Annotated in this window: 15 protein-coding genes and 1 pseudogene; 8 read left to right on the top strand and 8 right to left on the bottom strand. The window is 73.4% G+C overall.

Features of this window, described 5'->3' with window-relative positions; genetic code table 11:
* Nucleotides 1-249 precede the first annotated feature (249 nt).
* Nucleotides 250-1110, top strand: a complete 861-nt coding sequence (locus tag E2E34_RS06060; RefSeq protein WP_138900878.1) for a GNAT family N-acetyltransferase — start codon at nt 250-252, stop codon at nt 1108-1110.
* A gap of 72 nt (nt 1111-1182) precedes the next feature.
* Here E2E34_RS06060 and E2E34_RS06055 read toward each other — a convergent pair whose 3' ends face one another.
* On the bottom strand, nt 1183-2316 hold the full coding sequence (locus E2E34_RS06055; protein WP_138900877.1) for a TetR/AcrR family transcriptional regulator: 1134 nt from the start codon (nt 2314-2316) through the stop codon (nt 1183-1185).
* A 119-nt stretch (nt 2317-2435) separates the two neighbouring features.
* Here E2E34_RS06055 and clpX point away from each other — a divergent pair, with 119 nt between their 5' ends.
* The 3 genes from clpX to E2E34_RS06040 all read left to right on the top strand — a co-directional run bounded on the left by clpX (nt 2436) and on the right by E2E34_RS06040 (nt 5810).
* On the top strand, nt 2436-3758 hold the full coding sequence (clpX, locus tag E2E34_RS06050; RefSeq protein WP_138900876.1) for an ATP-dependent Clp protease ATP-binding subunit ClpX: 1323 nt from the start codon (nt 2436-2438) through the stop codon (nt 3756-3758).
* Between the two features lie 108 nt (nt 3759-3866).
* A complete protein-coding gene (locus tag E2E34_RS06045; RefSeq protein ID WP_138900875.1) occupies nt 3867-4844 on the top strand; it encodes a DUF8832 domain-containing protein in 978 nt (325 codons plus the stop codon).
* A gap of 183 nt (nt 4845-5027) precedes the next feature.
* The gene (locus tag E2E34_RS06040) at nt 5028-5810 is read left to right on the top strand and encodes a VOC family protein (RefSeq protein ID WP_138900874.1); all 783 of its coding nucleotides are present in this window, start codon (nt 5028-5030) and stop codon (nt 5808-5810) included.
* A gap of 117 nt (nt 5811-5927) precedes the next feature.
* Here the strand turns inward: E2E34_RS06040 and E2E34_RS06035 are convergent, their stop codons facing one another.
* Together E2E34_RS06035 and E2E34_RS06030 are read right to left on the bottom strand one after the other, a co-directional pair.
* Nucleotides 5928-6131 carry a cold-shock protein gene (locus E2E34_RS06035; RefSeq protein ID WP_138900873.1) on the bottom strand — a complete coding sequence of 68 codons (204 nt, stop codon included), beginning with the start codon at nt 6129-6131 and terminating at the stop codon, nt 5928-5930.
* A gap of 218 nt (nt 6132-6349) precedes the next feature.
* Nucleotides 6350-6781 carry an arsenate reductase ArsC gene (locus tag E2E34_RS06030; protein ID WP_138900872.1) on the bottom strand — a complete coding sequence of 144 codons (432 nt, stop codon included), beginning with the start codon at nt 6779-6781 and terminating at the stop codon, nt 6350-6352.
* A 107-nt stretch (nt 6782-6888) separates the two neighbouring features.
* Between E2E34_RS06030 and E2E34_RS06025 the strand changes: the two are divergent.
* Nucleotides 6889-7199, top strand: a pseudogene (locus E2E34_RS06025) (ArsR/SmtB family transcription factor).
* On the top strand, nt 7199-8317 hold the full coding sequence (gene arsB, locus E2E34_RS06020) for an ACR3 family arsenite efflux transporter (RefSeq protein WP_138900871.1): 1119 nt from the start codon (nt 7199-7201) through the stop codon (nt 8315-8317). Before E2E34_RS06025 ends, arsB begins: the two are co-directional and overlap by 1 nt.
* Before the next feature lie 39 nt (nt 8318-8356).
* On the opposite strand, the gene E2E34_RS06015 is transcribed toward arsB, so the two are convergent.
* On the bottom strand, nt 8357-9805 hold the full coding sequence (locus tag E2E34_RS06015; RefSeq protein WP_138900870.1) for a dihydrolipoyl dehydrogenase family protein: 1449 nt from the start codon (nt 9803-9805) through the stop codon (nt 8357-8359).
* Between the two features lie 115 nt (nt 9806-9920).
* On the opposite strand from E2E34_RS06015, the gene trxA reads away from it, so the two are divergent.
* Nucleotides 9921-10316, top strand: a complete 396-nt coding sequence (trxA, locus tag E2E34_RS06010; protein WP_138900869.1) for a thioredoxin — start codon at nt 9921-9923, stop codon at nt 10314-10316.
* Between the two features lie 179 nt (nt 10317-10495).
* Here trxA and helR read toward each other — a convergent pair whose 3' ends face one another.
* The 4 genes from helR to E2E34_RS05990 all read right to left on the bottom strand — a co-directional run bounded on the left by helR (nt 10496) and on the right by E2E34_RS05990 (nt 16900).
* A complete protein-coding gene (gene helR, locus E2E34_RS06005) occupies nt 10496-12664 on the bottom strand; it encodes an RNA polymerase recycling motor ATPase HelR (RefSeq protein WP_138900868.1) in 2169 nt (722 codons plus the stop codon).
* A 422-nt stretch (nt 12665-13086) separates the two neighbouring features.
* Nucleotides 13087-14523, bottom strand: a complete 1437-nt coding sequence (locus E2E34_RS06000) for a benzaldehyde dehydrogenase (RefSeq protein WP_138900867.1) — start codon at nt 14521-14523, stop codon at nt 13087-13089.
* A 12-nt stretch (nt 14524-14535) separates the two neighbouring features.
* Nucleotides 14536-15711: a 4-hydroxybenzoate 3-monooxygenase gene (locus E2E34_RS05995; RefSeq protein ID WP_138900866.1), complete on the bottom strand. Its 1176-nt coding sequence runs from the start codon at nt 15709-15711 to the stop codon at nt 14536-14538.
* A gap of 4 nt (nt 15712-15715) precedes the next feature.
* The gene (locus tag E2E34_RS05990; protein WP_138900865.1) at nt 15716-16900 is read right to left on the bottom strand and encodes a thiolase family protein; all 1185 of its coding nucleotides are present in this window, start codon (nt 16898-16900) and stop codon (nt 15716-15718) included.
* 123 nt (nt 16901-17023) lie between these two features.
* On the opposite strand from E2E34_RS05990, the gene E2E34_RS05985 reads away from it, so the two are divergent.
* Nucleotides 17024-17523: helix-turn-helix domain-containing protein (locus E2E34_RS05985; protein WP_138900864.1), on the top strand; the 500-nt coding region annotated here is incomplete at its 3' end.

The raw sequence follows: 17523 nt of genomic DNA, 5'->3' as shown, positions 1-17523 counted from the left end.
TCGCCCGCACGCCGATCCGTACCCGGCCCCCGGCCGGTACCGGCGCGGGGCCTCCTCGGAGCGCGGGTTCCGGGCGGGGCCAAAACCGTGCGGCCGTATCGTGTGCATGTCATACGCTCCTGAATCCGTTCACCGGCGGGGCAGTTGCGCCGGGGCAGGGATCACCGTGGGACAGCAAGCGCGCTTGAGGTCCAGACAGCCGCCCGGGTCATCGCCCCGGCGCCGACACACACGTTCCGGGAGCGAGACATGCCTGCATTCGAGATCGGGGTCGCCAGCGCGCGGGACATCGCGCTGATCGGCGACTGGGCGGACGCGGAGGGATGGAATCCGGGCCTCGACGACGGCCGGGCCTTCTACGCCACCGACCCGCGGGCCTTCCTGGTGGGCCGGCTCGACGGCGAGCCCGCCGCCTGCGTCTCGGTGGTGCGCTACGGCACCTCCTTCGGCTTCCTGGGCTTCTACATCACCCGCCCCCCGTTGCGCGGCCAGGGGTACGGCATCCAGGTGTGGCGGGCGGGGATGGCGCGGCTCGACGGGCGCAACGTCGGGCTCGACGGCGTCGTGGAACAGCAGGACAACTACCGCACGTCCGGTTTCAGGACCGCCTGGAACAACATCCGGTACGAAGGCGTCCCGCGGGCACCCGGCACCGGGGACACCGCCACCCCGGCCGGCGTCAGCCTGGTGGACGCCAGGACCCTGCCGTTCACGCAGCTCGCCGCGTACGACCGCCGGTTCTTCCCCGCGGCTCGCGATCCGTTCCTGGCGTCGTGGATCACCTCTCCCCGGCACACCGCCCTGGCGGCGGTCCGCGACGGACGGCTCACCGGGTTCGCCGTCCTGCGCGCGTGCCGGGCCGCCTCGCGCGTGGGCCCGCTGTACGCCGGGACGCCAGAGGTGGCCGCCGCACTGCTGGCCGCCCTCGGAGCGACCACGCCCGGCGAGCCGCTCGCCGTCGACGTGCCGGACAGCCATCCGGCGGCCGGGCGCCTCATGGAACAGCTCGGTCTGGCACCGGTGTTCGAGACGGCCCGGATGTACACGGGCCCGGTGCCGGAGATCGACCGCGCGGGGCTGTTCGGCGTCACGAGCCTCGAACTGGGCTGAGGCAGCCGCTCGGCCCGCGCGTCACATCGCCGCAGCGTCCCGGCGGCCGGCCGGCGGAGGTGACACCGGGCGTCAGCGGCGGGTCTCCCCCGGGTGTGGCGCGCCGGTCGACCCGGGCACGTCCCGCGCGGCGGCCGCCGCCGCGTGGCACGCCCCGCGGCCGTCGGCGCGGGCGACGATCCGGCCCGCCTCCACGCGCACCGCCGCCTCGGTGCCGTCACTGACGGCCGGTACGCCCGCCGCCCGCGCGAGGGCGCCGGACCCGTCGTACACGACCCGCAGCCGCGGCCAGGCGGACGGCGGGAAGGTCCGGCGCAGGCTGCCGCACAGTCCGGCGACGGCCAGGCGGGCCAGCGGCAGCAGCTCGGCCGGTTCGCCGGTGACCAGGACGGCGGTGACCGCGGCCCCGGGCGGAGCCTCCCGTACCGCTTCCTCGGCGGCTTCGAGCCGGTGCAGGCCGAGGACGGCCACCACCCCGTCGTCCGCCAGCCGCGCGGGCCCGCCGCGCACGGCGTCGAGCGCGGCGGGCGGGGACCAGGGCTCGTCGGCTGGCCGCGCCCGGGGGATGTACGGGAGGTGCGGCGGGGGCCAGGCGTCCTGGAGGTCGAGGCCCGCGAGCCGTTCGCAGGCGCGGACGACGCCGAACGGGTCGACGAAGCCCGGTGCGGCGTCCGCCAGCTGACTCGCGCCGTGCAGGGTCGTGAGGACGGCCTCCGCCCGGCGCACCAGGCGCCCGGGCGGCGCGCCGGGCGGCCGCAGTTCCTCCAGGGCCAGACCGAGGAGGATCGCGTCGAGCTTCATCAGCTGCGCGAACGGCAGGCGCACCCGCTCCTCGGCGAGGACCTCCGCCATCAGGTGTCTGCCCAGGCGGGGCGATCCGTCCCGGCCGCCCGTACCGGCGCCGACGAGCGGGAGTTCGGCCAGCCACGCACGGGCGAGCGCGCCGAGGGCCTCGGGGCCGGTGCGGCCGGGCGCCGGGTGCGGGGGGCCGGGCACGCGCTCGGCCAGGTCGGCCAGTACGGCGAAGTACAGGGCCCGTTTGCCGGGGAAGTTGGAGTACACCGCGCCGCGGGTCAGACCGGCGCGCTCGGCGATGGCGTCCACCTTGGCACCGGGGAATCCGCGCTCGGCGAACTCGTTCCTGGCCGCTTCGAGCACCCTCGCGCGGTTGTGCTCCTGCAGCTCCGCCCTGCTGAGCCGGCCCATGGTCCTCACTTGCCTGCGCGTTGCCGTCCGTGTCGGTTCAAGATACCGTCGGCATCCAGATGGTGACGTCATATGGTGGTGTCATTCGAATGGTCCGCGACGAGTGAGGACGTTTCCGAGTGGCACGTATCGGTGACAGCGGCGGCCTGCTGAAGTGCACCTTCTGCGGGAAGAGCCAGAAGCAGGTCAAGAAACTCGTCGCCGGCCCGGCGGGGATCTGCATCTGCGACGAATGCGTCGGTCTGTGCAACGAACTCATCGCCGAGGAACCGGACGGGCCGTCCGGCGCGACGCCGCCCGGGCCGCCGACGCCCCACGAGATCCGCGCCTTCCTCGACCAGTACGTCATCGGGCAGGACGACGCCAAGAAGGCGCTCGCGGTGGCGGTCCACAACCACTACAAGCGCGTCGCGTCGGCGGCCGGCCGGCGCACGCCGGCGGGAAACGGCCGGCAGGAGGGGCGCGAGGACGTCGAACTGGGCAAGTCCAACGTCCTGTTGCTGGGCCCCACCGGGTGCGGCAAGACGCATCTCGTCCAGACCCTCGCCCGGATGCTGGAGGTCCCCTTCGCGACCGCCGACGCGACGGCCCTGACGGAGGCCGGGTACGTCGGCGAGGACGTCGAGAACATCTTGCTCAAGCTCCTCCAGGCCGCCGACTTCGACGTGCGGAAGGCCGAGACCGGGATCATCTACATCGACGAGATCGACAAGATCGCCCGCAGGGGTGAGAACCCGTCGGCCACTCGCGATGTCAGCGGTGAGGGGGTGCAGCAGGCGCTGCTGAAGATCCTGGAGGGCACGACCGCGAGTGTGCCGCCGCAAGGCGGACGGAAGCATCCGCAGCAGGAGTTCATCACGTTCGACACGAGCAATGTGCTCTTCATCGCGGGCGGGGCGTTCGCCGGCCTGGAGCGGATCGTCGAGCAGCGGGCCGGGCGCCGGGGCATCGGCTTCGGGTCGGCCGCGCCGCCCGCGGGCGTGCCCGGGGGACGGCCCCCTCTCGCCGGGGTGCTGCCGCAGGACCTGCTCGCGTTCGGACTGATCCCCGAGATCGTGGGCCGGCTCCCGATGGTGTCGGCCGTACAACCGCTCGACCGGGCGGCGCTGGTACGGATCCTCACCGAGCCGCGCAACGCGCTGATCCAGCAGTACCAGCGACTCTTCGAGCTCGACGGCGTGGAGCTGGAGTTCACCGAGGAGGCCCTCGTCGCGATCGCCGACCGGGCACTGCTGCGCCGTACGGGCGCCCGGGCGGCCCGCACGATCCTCGAAGAGCTGCTGCTCAACGTCATGTACGAGGTGCCGGGCCGGGACGACGTGGCCCGGGTCGTGATCGACCGCGACACCGTGCTCGGCAACGTCGCACCGGCGCTCGTACCCCGGACGCGGCCGGGCCACGAGCCGCCCGGGGAACCGGGGTGCCGCGACCGGACGGCGTGAGCGCGGGCCCCGTGGACGCCGCCTCCTCACTTGACTTGATACCCCCCAGGGGTATCTTGGGGGCATCGGCCGCCCTTCGGCGGCGGCCCGTACCTCCTGGGGAGCGTCATGAACACCGGACTGAAGATCACAGCTTTCGCCGCGGCGGCGGCCACGACGTTCGGCACGGCGTACGGCGTCGGCAAAGGGGTGGGCCCCGTGGTCGCGGACGAGCGCCCGGCCGGCCACGACGGGCACGGGACGGCGCGGGAGACGAAGGCGCCCGGGGGCGGTGACGATCACGACGGGCACGGGGCGGCGGCCGCCGCCGGTGGCCTCCAGGTCTCCGAGGACGGCTACACCCTCGCCCTCGACACCCCCCGGGTCGCCGCCGGCGAGCGCACGGAGCTCCGCTTCTCGATCCGGGACGAGAGCGGCCGCAAGGTGACCGCGTTCGCGCGCGAACACGGCAAGGAGCTGCACTTCATCGTCGCCTCGCGGGATCTCACGGTCTACCGCCACCTGCACCCGACCCGCGCGGCCGACGGCACCTGGAGCACCTCGGCCGTCCTGCCGGCGGCGGGCGCCTACCGGGCCTTCGCCGACTTCAAGCCCGCGAAGGAGGGCGCCGGGGCCCTGACGCTCGGCGCCGATCTGGCGGCCTCGGGCACGTACGCGCCCGCCCCCGTGCCGGCTCCCGCGACGACCGCCAAGGTCGACGGGTACGAGGTCGCCCTCACCGGCGGACTGCGCCCCGGGCGCAGCGGCGAACTGCGGCTGCGCGTCGCGAAGGACGGCAGGCCGGTCACCGACCTCCAGCCCTACCTCGGCGCGTACGGCCACCTCGTCGCCCTGCGCGCCGGCGACCTGGCCTATCTGCACGTGCACCCCGACGGGGAGCCCGGCGACGGCTCCACCGAGCCCGGCCCCGAGGTCTCCTTCACCGCCACGGCGCCGAGTTCCGGAACGTACCGCCTCTTCCTCGACTTCCGGCACGGCGGCAAGGTGCGCACCGCCGCCTTCACGGTCGAGGCCGGGAAGGCGGCTCCGAGCACCGGGCCGGCGGCCGGCGGGAACGAGAGCGAAGCCCCGGGGCACCGGCACTGACAGGTGGCCGGCCGGCCCGAGGGCGGTGGTTTCCCGTACGCCGGCCCACTGGTCCATGAGGATGAAACCGGGCGCCCGCCACCGTGACGGCCGACGCCCGCGTGGACGCGATCGGCAAGGCTGACAGGTGCTCCGTTCGGCCATCCCCGCGAGAAACCTCCAGAGAGGCAGGGCGTACCACCCATGCTGAGCACCGACTTCGTCACCGGGTCCCCCAACTGGCTCGACCTCGGCAGCCCGGACACCGCGGGCGCCGCCGCGTTCTACGGGAGCGTCTTCGGCTGGGACTTCCTGTCGGCCGGCCCCGAGGCCGGCGGTTACGGCTTCTTCCAGCTCGACGGCAAAACGGTCGCCGCCCTCGGCCCGCTGACGGAGGAGGGGGCCAGTTCCGCCTGGACGGTGTACTTCCAGACGCCCGACGCGGACGCGACGGTCAGGGCGGCCGAGCAGGGGGGCGCGACCACGCGCGTCGAGGCGTTCGACGTCATGAACTCCGGACGGATGGCCGCCCTCACCGACCCGGGCGGCGCGCAGTTCGCGCTGTGGCAGCCGACCGACGTCAAGGGCCTGGAGCTGACCTCCGCGCCCAGCACCCTGTGCTGGGCGGAGCTGCACATCGGCGATCCGGCGGCGGCGCTGCGCTTCTACGGCTCGCTGTTCGGCTGGCGGTCGCAAGAGATGGACGCCCCGGGGATGACGTACACGGTGCTGTCCACCGCCGAGGGCGACCAGCAGGACGCCTCGTTCGGCGGAGTGGCCGCCCTGCGGGAGGCCGCCGAGAAGCCGCGCTGGATCCCGTACTTCGCAGTGGAGGACGCCGACGAGACCGTCGCCAGGACGCAGGGGAACGGCGGGTCGGTCGTCATGCCCGCCGCCGACATCCCGGACGTCGGCAGGCTCGCGTGGCTCGCCGACCCGTTCGGCGCGACCTTCGCCGTGCTGAAGCCCGCGCCGCCCCAGGTCTGACCCGGCCGCGGCCCGGCGGGCGGGCGCCTCGTGGCGCGCCGCCCGCAGCGGGGAGGGACGGGGAGCACCGGTGCCCGGCCCCGGCGGTCAGGCGCGGGGCCGGGCACCGCGGGGGCACTACCGGAGGTTGACATCCTCCGCCTGCGGGCCCTTGGGGCCCTGGGTGACCTGGAATTCGACCTTGTCGCCCTCGTGGAGCTCCTTGAAGCCCTGGCTCTGGATGGCGGAGAAGTGGACGAACACGTCCGGGCCGCCCTCGTCCTGCTGGATGAACCCGAAGCCCTTGTCCGCGTTGAACCACTTCACAGTGCCTGTTGCCATCAGTTCGATCCTTTGTTCCGTGCCACGGCCCGGCCATCGCCGCGCCGGCCGCAGCCATATCGCAACTGCGGCTCCTGCACCTTGCCATCCCGACCCGGCTTGTGAATCGTCCTGTTTTCCGTGTCGGTGGAACTCCGCCCGACTCGCCGGGGGCAGGGGCGGGCGGCCTCCCGAAATCAGCCGGCGGCGGCCGGGGCCGCGCGGCCCGTGCGACCGGCTCAGGCCGTCTTCTCGGGCCCCCGCGCCGGCGCGGGGGCGATCTCCTCGACGAGGCCCTCGACGAGCGTCCTGATCTCGTCGCGGATCGGGCGTACGGCCGCGACGCCCTGCCCCGCCGGGTCCTCCAGCGCCCAGTCGAGGTAGCGCTTGCCGGGGAAGACCGGGCAGGTGTCGCCGCAGCCCATCGTGACGCAGACGTCGGACTCCTTCACCGCGTCGACGGTGAGGATCTTCGGGGTCGCGGCGGAGATGTCGATGCCGACCTCGCGCATCGCCTCGACGGCGGCCGGGTTCACGGCGTCACCCGGGCTGGATCCGGCCGAGCGGACCTCGACGCGGTCGCCGGCCAGGTGGGTCAGCCAGGCGGCGGCCATCTGGGAGCGGCCGGCGTTGTGGACGCAGACGAAGAGCACGGAGGGCTTCTCGGACATCGGGGCGGCTCGCTTGTCTCATGGCGCGATGGCTCACGGTGGAATCGGATGCGGCTGACATCAGCACCCGATGGTGTCACTCACAACTGATGTGACAGTATCAGCCCATGATGACGTCAGCCACCACTGACCTGATCCGCGTCCTCGCGGATCCGCTCAGGCTCCGGATCGTGACGCTGCTCGCCCACGAGACCCTCTGCACGACCCACCTCGTGGAGGAGACCGGCGCGAAGCAGACCAACCTCTCCAACCATCTGCGGGCCTGCGCGAGGCGGGCGTGGTCGACACCGAACCCTGCGGCCGCTTCACCTACTACCGGCTGCGCCCCGAGGTCCTCGACGCCCTCGCGGGGTCCTTCGCCGATCTGGCCGCCACGGCCCGTACGACGCTCGACAGCGACCGGAAGCGGTCCTGCTGATGTCCGCACGCACCACCCGGCCCGCCGCCGCGCCCCCGGCCGAGGACACTTCGGTCGTCGCGAAGCTCTCGACCCTGGACCGCTTCCTGGCCGTGTGGATCCTGCTCGCCATGGCGCTCGGGCTCGGCCTCGGCCGCCTGGTCCCCGGGCTGAACGACGCACTCGCGAAGGTCGAGATCGGCGGGATCTCGCTGCCCATCGCCGCCGGCCTGCTGATCATGATGTATCCGGTGCTGGCCAAGGTCCGCTACGACAGGCTCGACGCGGTCACCGGTGACAAGAAGCTGATGATCTCCTCGCTCGTCGTCAACTGGGTCGCCGGCCCCGCGGTCATGTTCGCGCTGGCGTGGATCTTCCTGCCGGACCTGCCCGAGTACCGCACGGGTCTGATCATCGTCGGCCTGGCCCGCTGCATCGCGATGGTCGTCATCTGGAACGACCTGGCCTGCGGCGACCGCGAGGCCGCCGCCGTCCTGGTCGCGCTCAACTCGGTCTTCCAGGTCGTCGCCTTCGGCGTCCTCGGCTGGTTCTACCTCGAACTGCTGCCCGGCCTGCTGGGCCTCGGCGAGGGCGAGCACCTGGACATCTCGACGGGGGAGATCGCCCTGAACGTCGCCGTCTTCCTGGGCGTCCCGCTGCTGGCGGGTTTCCTCACCCGGCGGGTCGGCGAGCGGAAGCTGGGGCGCGAGCGGTACGAGACGCGGTTCCTGCCGAGGATCGGCCCGTGGGCGCTGTACGGCCTGCTCTTCACGATCGTCGTCCTCTTCGCCCTCCAGGGAAGGACGATCACCTCGCAGCCGCTGGACGTGGTCCGCATCGCGGTCCCGCTGCTCGTGTACTTCGCCCTGATGTGGTTCGGGACCTTCGCGCTCGGCAAGGCCCTCGGCCTGCCGTACGACCGCACCGCGACCCTCGCCTTCACCGCGGCGGGCAACAACTTCGAGCTGGCCATCGCCGTCGCCATCGCCACCTTCGGCGTGACGTCGGGTCAGGCCCTGTCCGGTGTCGTCGGGCCGCTCATCGAAGTCCCGGTGCTCATCGCGCTGGTGTACGTGTCCCTGGCCTGGCGGAGGAAGTTCACCGCCGGGCCCGCCGCCGCCCCGGGCCGCGACGGCTGAGCGGAGCCGGCGGCACGCCCGGGGCGGCGGGCCGGGCGGTCAGCCCCGGTACGTCTCCAGGAGGCGGAGCCAGACCTCGCTGATCGTCGGGTAGGCCGGGACGGCGTGCCACAGGCGCGCGATCGGGACCTCGCCGGCCACCGCCACCGTGGCGGAGTGCAGCAGTTCGGCGACGCCCGGCCCCACGAAGGTGACGCCCAGCACCGTCTCGCGGTCCAGGTCCACGACCATGCGGGCGCGGCCCCGGTAGCCGTCGGCGTACAGGCCGGCGCCCGAGACGGACGCCATGTCGTAGTCGACAGCGCGCACCCGGCGTCCGGTCGCCTCGGCCTCGGCGAGGGTGAGTCCGACCGACGCGGCCTCGGGGTCGGTGAAGACCACCTGCGGCACGGCGGCGTGGTCGGCGGTGGCGGAGTGGGCGCCCCAGGGGGCCGTGTCCAGGGATTCGCCGTGCGCCCTGGCGGCGATGGCGGCGCCCGCGACGCGCGCCTGGTACTTGCCCTCGTGGGTCATCAGCGCCCGGTGGTTGACGTCGCCCACGGCGTACAGCCAGTCCTGGCCCTCGACGCGGCAGCTCTCGTCGACCTCCAGCCAGGAGCCGGGCTTCAGGCCGACCGTTTCGAGGCCGACGTCGTCGGTGCGCGGTGCGCGGCCGGTGGCGAAGAGGACCTCGTCGGCCTCGATCCGTTCGCCGTCGTCGAGGACGACGGTGACCGGGCCGTCGCCGCCCTCGCCCCGCTCCAGCGCGGCGACGGAGATTCCGGTGCGCACGGTGGCGCCGGCCTCGGTGAGGGCCTCGGCGACCAGCTCGCCCGCGAACGGCTCCATCCGCGCGAGCAGGCCGTCTCCGCGTACGAGCAGGGTGACCCGGGAGCCGAGAGCCTGCCAGGCGGTGGCCATCTCCACGGCGACCACTCCCCCGCCGACGACCACCAGCCGGTCCGGAGCCTTGCCCGCGCTGGTCGCCTCACGGCTGGTCCAGGGGTTCGCCCCGGCCGCGCCCGGCAGATCGGGCACGGCGGCGCGGCTGCCGGTGCAGACCGCCACCGCGTGCCGCGCCGTCAGGGTGTAGCGCTCGCCCGAGGGGGCCTCGACGGTGACCTTCCTGGGGCCGTCGAGCCGGCCCCGGCCGCGGTGGATGTCCACGCCGATCGACTCCAGCCAGCTCACCTGGCCGTCGTCCTTCCAGTTCGACACGTAGTAGTCGCGGTGCGCGAAGACCTCGGCCGCGTCGAGCGGCCCCCGCACCGACCGGCGCAGTCCCGGCACGCGCCGGGCGTCGGCCCGCGCGGTCACCGGGCGCAGCAGTGCCTTGCTGGGCATGCACGCCCAGTAGGAGCACTCGCCGCCGATCAGTTCGTTCTCCACGACCGCCGTCGTCAGTCCGGCCGCCCGGGCGCGGTCCGCCACGTTCTCGCCGACGGGCCCGGCCCCGACCACCACGACGTCGTACTCGGCCGCGTCGGGCGCATCCACTGAATTCGTCATACGGGCAGTCTGGTCGGGGGTGTGTGCCGTGGCCAGCCGGGCAGGCGGAATATCGCGGGCCCGCATGCCGTTGTGCGGGAGGCTTCGCCCGCTATGCCAGGAAGAGGAGCACACCATGGCCACCGTCGAGCTCACCAAGGAAAACTTCGATCAGGTCGTGTCCGAGAACGACTTCATCCTGATCGATTTCTGGGCTTCCTGGTGCGGTCCTTGCCGGCAGTTCGCCCCCGTCTTCGAGAGCGCGTCCGAGCGTCACGACGACCTGGTCTTCGCCAAGGTCGACACCGAGGCCCAGCAGGAGCTGGCCGCGGCGTTCGAGATCCGCTCGATCCCGACGCTGATGATCGTGCGCGAGAACGTGGCGGTGTTCGCGCAGCCCGGCGCGCTGCCGGAGGCCGCGCTGGAGGACGTCATCGGGCAGGCCCGCAAGCTCGACATGGACGAGGTCCGCAAGTCCGTCGAAGAGGCCAAGGCCGCGCAGGGCCCGCAGGAGACGCGGGAAGCGAGCTAGGCGGGTCGTGTCCGGCGGTCGCTGAACCGTCCGGTACGCCGGGCGGAGTCGTCGCGGCGGAGCCCATCGGCCGCTGTTCGCCTGCTGGTTGCCGTGTGTCACACCGGCGGCCGGCAGGCGTCTGTGCGTTCAGCGCTGCCGGCGCGGCGCCCGGCAGGCGGGCGCCGCGCCGGCGCGCTTCAGGAGCTCGTGAGGACGACGAGCTGCCGGGTCGCCCGGGTCATGGCGACATAGTGGTCGACCGCCCCCGCGGTCCCCTCCCCGAACGCCTCGGGGTCGACGAGGACGACCAGGTCGAATTCGAGGCCCTTCGACAGCTCCGGGGTCAGCGACCGGACGCGGGGCGTCGCCCGGAACGTGGGATCCCCGATGACGCAGGCGATCCCCTCGTCGTGCGCCGCGAGCCAGGTGTCGAGGACCGCGTCCAGCTCCGCGACCGATCCGTGGACGACGGGGATGCCGGAGCGGCGGACGGACGTCGGCACGTTGGCGTCCGGGAGCACGGCCCGGATGACCGGCTCGGCCTCCTCCATCACCTCTTCCGGCGTCCGGTAGTTGATGCTCAGCGACGCCACGTCGATCCGGTCGAGCCCGGCCCGCTCCAGCCGTTCGCGCCACGACTCGGTGAATCCGTGCCTGGCCTGGGCGCGGTCTCCCACGATGGTGAAGCTCCGGGACGGGCAGCGCAGCAGCAGCATCTGCCACTCGGCGTCGGTCAGTTCCTGCGCCTCGTCCACGACGATGTGCGCGAACGGGCCGGCGAGCAGATCCGGGTCGGCGGTGGGCAGTTCGGACTCGTCGACCAGACTGACCTGGGCGTCCTGGCCGCGCAGCATCGTCACCAGGCCCTCGCCGTCGTCACCGTCGGCGCCGGAGGAGGACGCGGCCTCGATGAGGTTGTCGACCACTTGGGCCATGCGCTCGCGCTGGGCGGCGAGGGCCGCCTCGTGCCGGCGCCTGCGCCGGGCCGCCTCCGGGTCGCCGAGCCGCTGGCGGGCCGCGTCCAGGAGCGGGAGGTCGGACACCGTCCAGGCCTGGGCGTCCGCGCGGCGGAGCCTGCGCACCTCGTCGGGGGTGAGCCAGGGAGCGCACATCCGCAGGTAGGCGGGGACCGACCACAGGTCGCCGACGAGATCGGCGGCTTCGAGCAGCGGCCACGCGCGGTGGAGGGTGCCGGTCAGCTCCTCGTCGTGCAGCAGCGCCCTGCGCAGCAGTGGGGGCGAGATGTCTCCGTCGAGCTTGTCCGCCAGGATCGTGACCAGCTCCTCCCAGATCTGGTCACGCGCCTCGTTGTGCGGAGTACCCGGTTCCGCCGCTGCGAACGCCTCGGCCCAGTCGGCGGCGCTCAGCCATACGTCGGACCAGGGGGTCGTGACCGTCATCCCCTCGGTGGGAGGCGATTCGTAGTACCTGACGGCCGTCTCGACCGCCCGCACCAGCCGCGCGGACGACTTCAGGCGGGCCACCTCCGGGTCGGTCTCGACCGCCGCGCCGGCGCCCTCAGCGACGAGGTCCCGCAGGGTGCAGGTCTGCACCCCCTCCTCTCCGAGACTGGGGAGGACGTCGGCGACGTACGCCAGGTAGGGCTGGTGCGGGCCCACGAACAGCACGCCGCCGCGACGCTGACCGAGCCGGGGGTCGGAGTAGAGGAGATAGGCGGAGCGGTGCAGGGCGACGACGGTCTTGCCCGTACCCGGGCCGCCGTCGACGACAAGGGCGCCGCGGGAGCCCGCGCGGATGATGGCGTCCTGGTCGGACTGGATGGTGCCGAGGACGTCGCGCATCCGCTCCGACCGGTTGCCGCCCAGGCTGGCGATGAAGGCGGACTGGTCGTCGAGCGCGGCGTGCCCGGCGAACCCGTCCCGCGTGAACACCTCGTCCCAGTAGTCGCTGATCCGGCCGCGGGTCCACCGGTATCTGCGGCGGCTCGCCAGGCCCATCGGGCTGGCGTGGGTCGCCGCGAAGAACGGCTCGGCCGCGGGGGAGCGCCAGTCGACCAGCAGCCGGCGGCCCGCGCTGTCGGTGAGGCCGAGCCGTCCGATGTACAGGGGCTCGGGGTCGTCCGCGCCGACGACGCGTCCGAGGCACAGGTCCAGGCCGAAGCGGCGCAGGGCGCGCAGACGGCCCGACAGCCGGTGGATCTCCGTGTCCCGCTCCATCGCCTCCCGGCCGATGCCGCCGGGCGCCCTGCGTGCGGCGTCGAGGCGGTCGGACAGTTCGGCGATCGCCTCGTCGAGGCTCTGCGCGATGGCCGCGAAGTGCTGCTCGTCGCCGGCGATCAGCGTCGGGTCGGCCTTGGCGGCGAGGCGGTCGGAAAGGCCGAACGCGCTTGTGGTCAGAGGGTTCATGACATCAGCCCCGATCCTGGGTCGCACCCGCGACGTTCCGCCGTGCGCCCGTCCGCACGCCGGTGCCGAGCGACCGCGACCCGCGTCCCACCGCCGGCCCGATGTCACCGCGCGCCTCATGGGACGTCAACAACACATGCACTTCGTGGTCTCCCGTTTCCGCAGGTTCTGGCCTCGGCGAGCGATTCTGCGGCACGACAGGGGCCTTGCCGCAAGCCCCCTGGTGCGCTATAAGTTGAGAGTGGCAAGGGACGAGTACTCTCCCTTGCCTTTTCTGTTGCCTGGGACGAACGCTCTTCCCGGGAGCCGCGGCTCTCTCCCCCACCCCCGGTCACGGCGCGGACCTGCGCCCGCGCGAGTCACGCAGAGGGCCCGGCCGCGAGGTGCGGCCGGGCCCTGACGCGTCCCGCGCCCGGGGGCTCCTAGAAGGGGTGGTCCGCCGGTTCGCGGCGTACCGTCGTCCAGCGCACCTCGGTGAAGGCGTCCAGGTTCGCTTCCCCGCCGAAGCGCGCGCCGGTGCCGGACGCGGCGACTCCGCCGAAGGGCGCCACCGCCTCGTCGTTCACCGTCTGGTCGTTGATGTGGACGATGCCGGTGGGGATGCGGTCCGCGAGCTGGATCCCGAGCGCGGTGTCACGGGTGACGATGCCCAGGGAGAGACCGTACGGGCTCGCCGACGCCAGGGTCGCGGCCTCCTCCAGGGTGCTGAAGGAGCGGACCGGGGCCACGGGGCCGAACACCTCCTCGGCGTACGCCGGAGTGTCGTCGTCGACGCCCGCGAGCACGGTCGGCCGGTAGAAGAGGCCGCTGTGCGTGCCGCCCGCCACGAGCTTCGCGCCGCCGGCCGTGCTGGCCTCCACCAGGCCGTGGATCTTGTCCAGTTGACCCTGGTCGATGATCGGTCCCAGGTGCACCTTCTCCCGGTGCGGGTCGCCGACGGTCAGGGGCTCGGCCTTGGCGGCGAGCCGTTCGACGTACTCCTCGTAGAGCGAGTCGTGCACGAGGTGGCGGCCCGTGGTCATGCAGATCTGGCCCTGGTGGAAGAAGGAGCCCCAGGACGCCTGGGCGACGGCGCCTTCGAGGTCGGCGTCCTCCAGTACGACGAGGGCGGAGTTGCCGCCCAGTTCGAGGTGGGCGCGCTTGAGCGCCCGCCCGGCGGCCTCGCCCACCGCCCGGCCGGCCGCCGTGGATCCGGTGAAGGAGACGACCGGCACGTCCGGGTCGGCGACCAGCGCCTGCCCGGCCCCGGCCCCGCCCGGCAGGACGTGCAGCAGCCCTTCCGGCAGCCCCGCCTCGGCGAACACGGCGGCCGGCGCCAGGCCGCCGCAGACCGCTGTGCGCGGATCGGGCTTCAGCAGCACGCCGTTGCCGAGGGCGAGCGCGGGGGCGACCGAGCGGATGGCGAGGATCAGCGGTGCGTTGAACGGTGCGACGACTCCGACCACCCCGACCGGCACCCGCCGGGTGTACGACAGCCGCAGGGCCTCGCTCGGCAGCACCTGCCCGGCGGGGCGGGAGGCGAGCGCGGCGGCCTCGTAGCACTCCTGGGCCGCGACGTGGAGCTCGAAGTCGGCCTTGCCGGGTATGGAGCCGGACTCCCGTACGAGCCATTCCCGCAGCTCGTCGGCGTGCGCGGTGAAGAGGTCGCCGGCGCGGCGCAGCACGGCGGCCCGTGCGAAGTGGGGCGTGCGGGCCCAAGCCGTCTGGACGGCCCCGGCGGTCCGGGCGGCCGTGCCGATGTCGTCCGCGGTGGCGAGCGTGACACGGCCGAGCGTTTCGCCCGTGGCCGGCTCGACGACGTCCGACTCACCACCCGAGAGCCGGACGGGCTGCCAGGTCTTGGGGTCGAGCAGGGGCATGCGGATCTCCAGTCAGAGAGGCAGTCCTGTGTAGTTCGCGGCCAGTTCCGCGGCGGCGGGCGCGGAGGCAGCGAGACGGTGCAGCCGTGCGAGACGTACTCGGGTGTCGAACGCGTTCTCGCCTGGTTGACTGTGCAACATCGTAGTCATGTCGTACGAGAAACGGGTGGCCTGCCACACCCGCCGCAGGGCCAAGTCCGAGTAGGAGTCGAGGAGTTCGCCGGACCCGGTGCGGTGGTGGTGCGCGAAGGCGCGGGCCAGGATCCGTACGTCGGACACCGCCAGGTTGAGCCCTTTGGCCCCGGTGGGCGGCACGATGTGCGCCGCGTCACCGGCCAGGAAGACCCGCCCGTAGCGCATGGGCTCGGTGACGTGACTGCGCATCGGTGTCACCGACTTCGCGGTGATCGGGCCGCGCGCCAGGCTCCAGTCGCCGTCGTCCGTCGCGAAGCGCCGGTCGAGTTCGTCCCAGATCCGCTCGTCGGACCAGTCGGCGGGGTCGGTGCCGTTGGGGACCTGGAGGTAGAGGCGCGAGACGGTGGGCGAGCGCATGCTGTGCAGCGCGAAGCCGTCCTCACCGCGCGCGTAGATCAACTCGTCGCAGGACGGCGGGACATCGGCCAGGACGCCGAGCCAGGAGTAGGGGTAGGTGCGCTCGTACGTACGGCGGATCCCGTCCGGGACGGCGGCGCGGGCGATGCCGTGGAAGCCGTCGCAGCCGACGACGTAGTCGCAGTCGAGGGTCTGCTCGCGCCCCGCGTGGGTGAAGCGGACGACCGGATGGTCGGATTCCGGCTTCTCGACGGCGAGGGCCCGCGCCTCGAAGAGGAGAGGCGGGCCCTCGGCCAGCTGGAGGGCGATCAGGTCCTTGACGACCTCGGTCTGGGCGTACACCGTCACCGAGCGGCCGCCGGTGAGCTCGGGGAAGCCGATGCGGTGGCGCCGGCGGTCGAAGCGCAGCTCGATGCCGTGGTGGACGAGCCCTTCGGCGTCCATGCGGGCGCCGGCCCCGCATGCGCGCAGGGCGTCGACGGTGCCCTGTTCGAGGATGCCGGCGCGCTGGCGCTGTTCGACGTGGGCGCGGGTCCTGTGCTCCAGGACCACGCAGTCGATTCCGGCGCCGTGCAGCAGCCGGGCGAGCAGCAGGCCGGCCGGGCCGGCTCCGACGATCGCGACCGCGGTGCGCACCGGCTCAGCGCTCCAGTACGAGCGCGAGGCCCTGGCCGACGCCGATGCACAGGGCGGCGAGGCCCGTACCGGAGCCGGCGGCGGCGAGCTGGTGGGCGACGGACCCGGCGAGGCGGGCGCCGGACGCGCCGAGCGGGTGGCCGATGGCGATGGCGCCGCCGCGCGGGTTGACGACGGCGGGGTCGAGTCCGGGCCATTCGGCGAGGCAGCCGAGCGACTGGGCGGCGAACGCCTCGTTGAGTTCGAAGGTGGTGAGGTCGTCGAAGGACCGGCCGGCCTTGGCGAGCGCGCGCCGGACCGCCTCGACCGGGCCGAGGCCGAACAGCTGCGGCTCGACGCCGGTGACCGCGGAGGCGCGGATACGGGCGAGCGGCTCACGGCCGGTGGCGCGCAGGCCCTCGTCGTCGACGAGCAGGAGCGCGGCGGCGCCGTCGTTGAGGGGCGAGGCGTTGCCGGCCGTGACGCTGCCGTCCTCGCGGAAGACCGGCTTCAGCCGGGCCAGGGCCTCCATGGTCGACCCGTCGCGGACGCACTCGTCGCGGGCGAGATCCACGCCGTCGTACGGCACGACCTCGCCGTCGTACAGTCCGTCCGCCCACGCCTTCGCCGCCTTCTGGTGGCTGGCCAGCGCGAACGCGTCCTGCTGCTCGCGGGTGATGCCGTGCTTGTCGGCCACGAGCTCCGCGCCCTCGCCGAGCGGGACGGTCCACTCCTCGGGCATCCGCGGGTTGGTCATGCGCCAGCCGAGCGTGGTCGAGTACAGCTCCTGGTGACCGGCGGGGAACGCGCGCTCGGGCTTCCGCAGGACCCACGGGGCGCGGGACATGGACTCCACGCCGCCCGCGACGGCGACGGAGGCGTCGCCGACGGACACGGCGCGAGCGGCCTGGATGACGGCCTCGAGGCCGGAGCCGCAGAGGCGGTTGACGGTGACGCCGGGGACCGAGACCGGGAGCCCGGCGAGGAGCACGGCCATGCGGGCGACGTCCCGGTTGTCCTCACCGGCGCCGTTGGCGTCGCCGAAGTAGACGTCGTCGATCCTGGCCGGGTCGAGGTCGGGCGTACGGGCGACGAGCGACCTGACGACGTGGGCGGCGAGGTCGTCCGGACGCACGGAGGAGAGGGCACCTCCGAACTTGCCGATCGGCGTGCGGACGGCGTCGACGATGTAGACGTCGCGGATGCTCATCGGGTCTCTCCCGGAGTCGTGGAGTTCTCAGTGTTCGCGCAATGAACTATCGTTCATATCCAACTTCGCCCCGAGTCTCTGCCGCGCGCCGTCCGGTGTCAACGGCCTGCCAGGAGGAACCCCATGCCGAACGCCGAACCCACCGGGTCCGTCGACGCCGTAGGGCCGCTGGAGCGCGGGCTCACCGTCCTGCGGGCCCTGTCCGCACCCGGCGCGGACGACCGGACGCGCCACAGCGACCTCGTACGGCAGACCGGCCTGGCCCGCTCCACCGTCGACCGCGTGGTGTCGACGCTCGACCGGCTCGGCCTGGCGCGCAGCGACGGGCGCGAGGTCGCGCTCGCGCCCCGGCTGATGGAACTGCCCGGCGCGTACCTCACGGCGTGCGGGATCCCGGCGGCCCTGGGGCCGGCGGCCGAGCGGCTCGCGGACGAGTTCGACGAGTCCGTGTCGGTCGCGGTGCCGGACGACGGGGTCGCGGGGGTGCGGTTCGTGCTCCAGACGACGCGGCGGCGCGCGATGTCGCCGGTCTTCCGGACGGGCGACCTGCTGCCCGCCGAGCGGTGCGCGCCCGGCGCGCTGTTCGCGGCGCGGTGGGACGCCGAGGGGTGGCGGGTGTGGCG

Source organism: Streptomyces albidochromogenes (genome assembly GCF_005981925.1).
Taxonomy (GTDB): Bacteria; Actinomycetota; Actinomycetes; order Streptomycetales; family Streptomycetaceae; genus Streptomyces; species Streptomyces albidochromogenes.
This window is presented reverse-complemented; position numbering and strand designations above follow the sequence as displayed.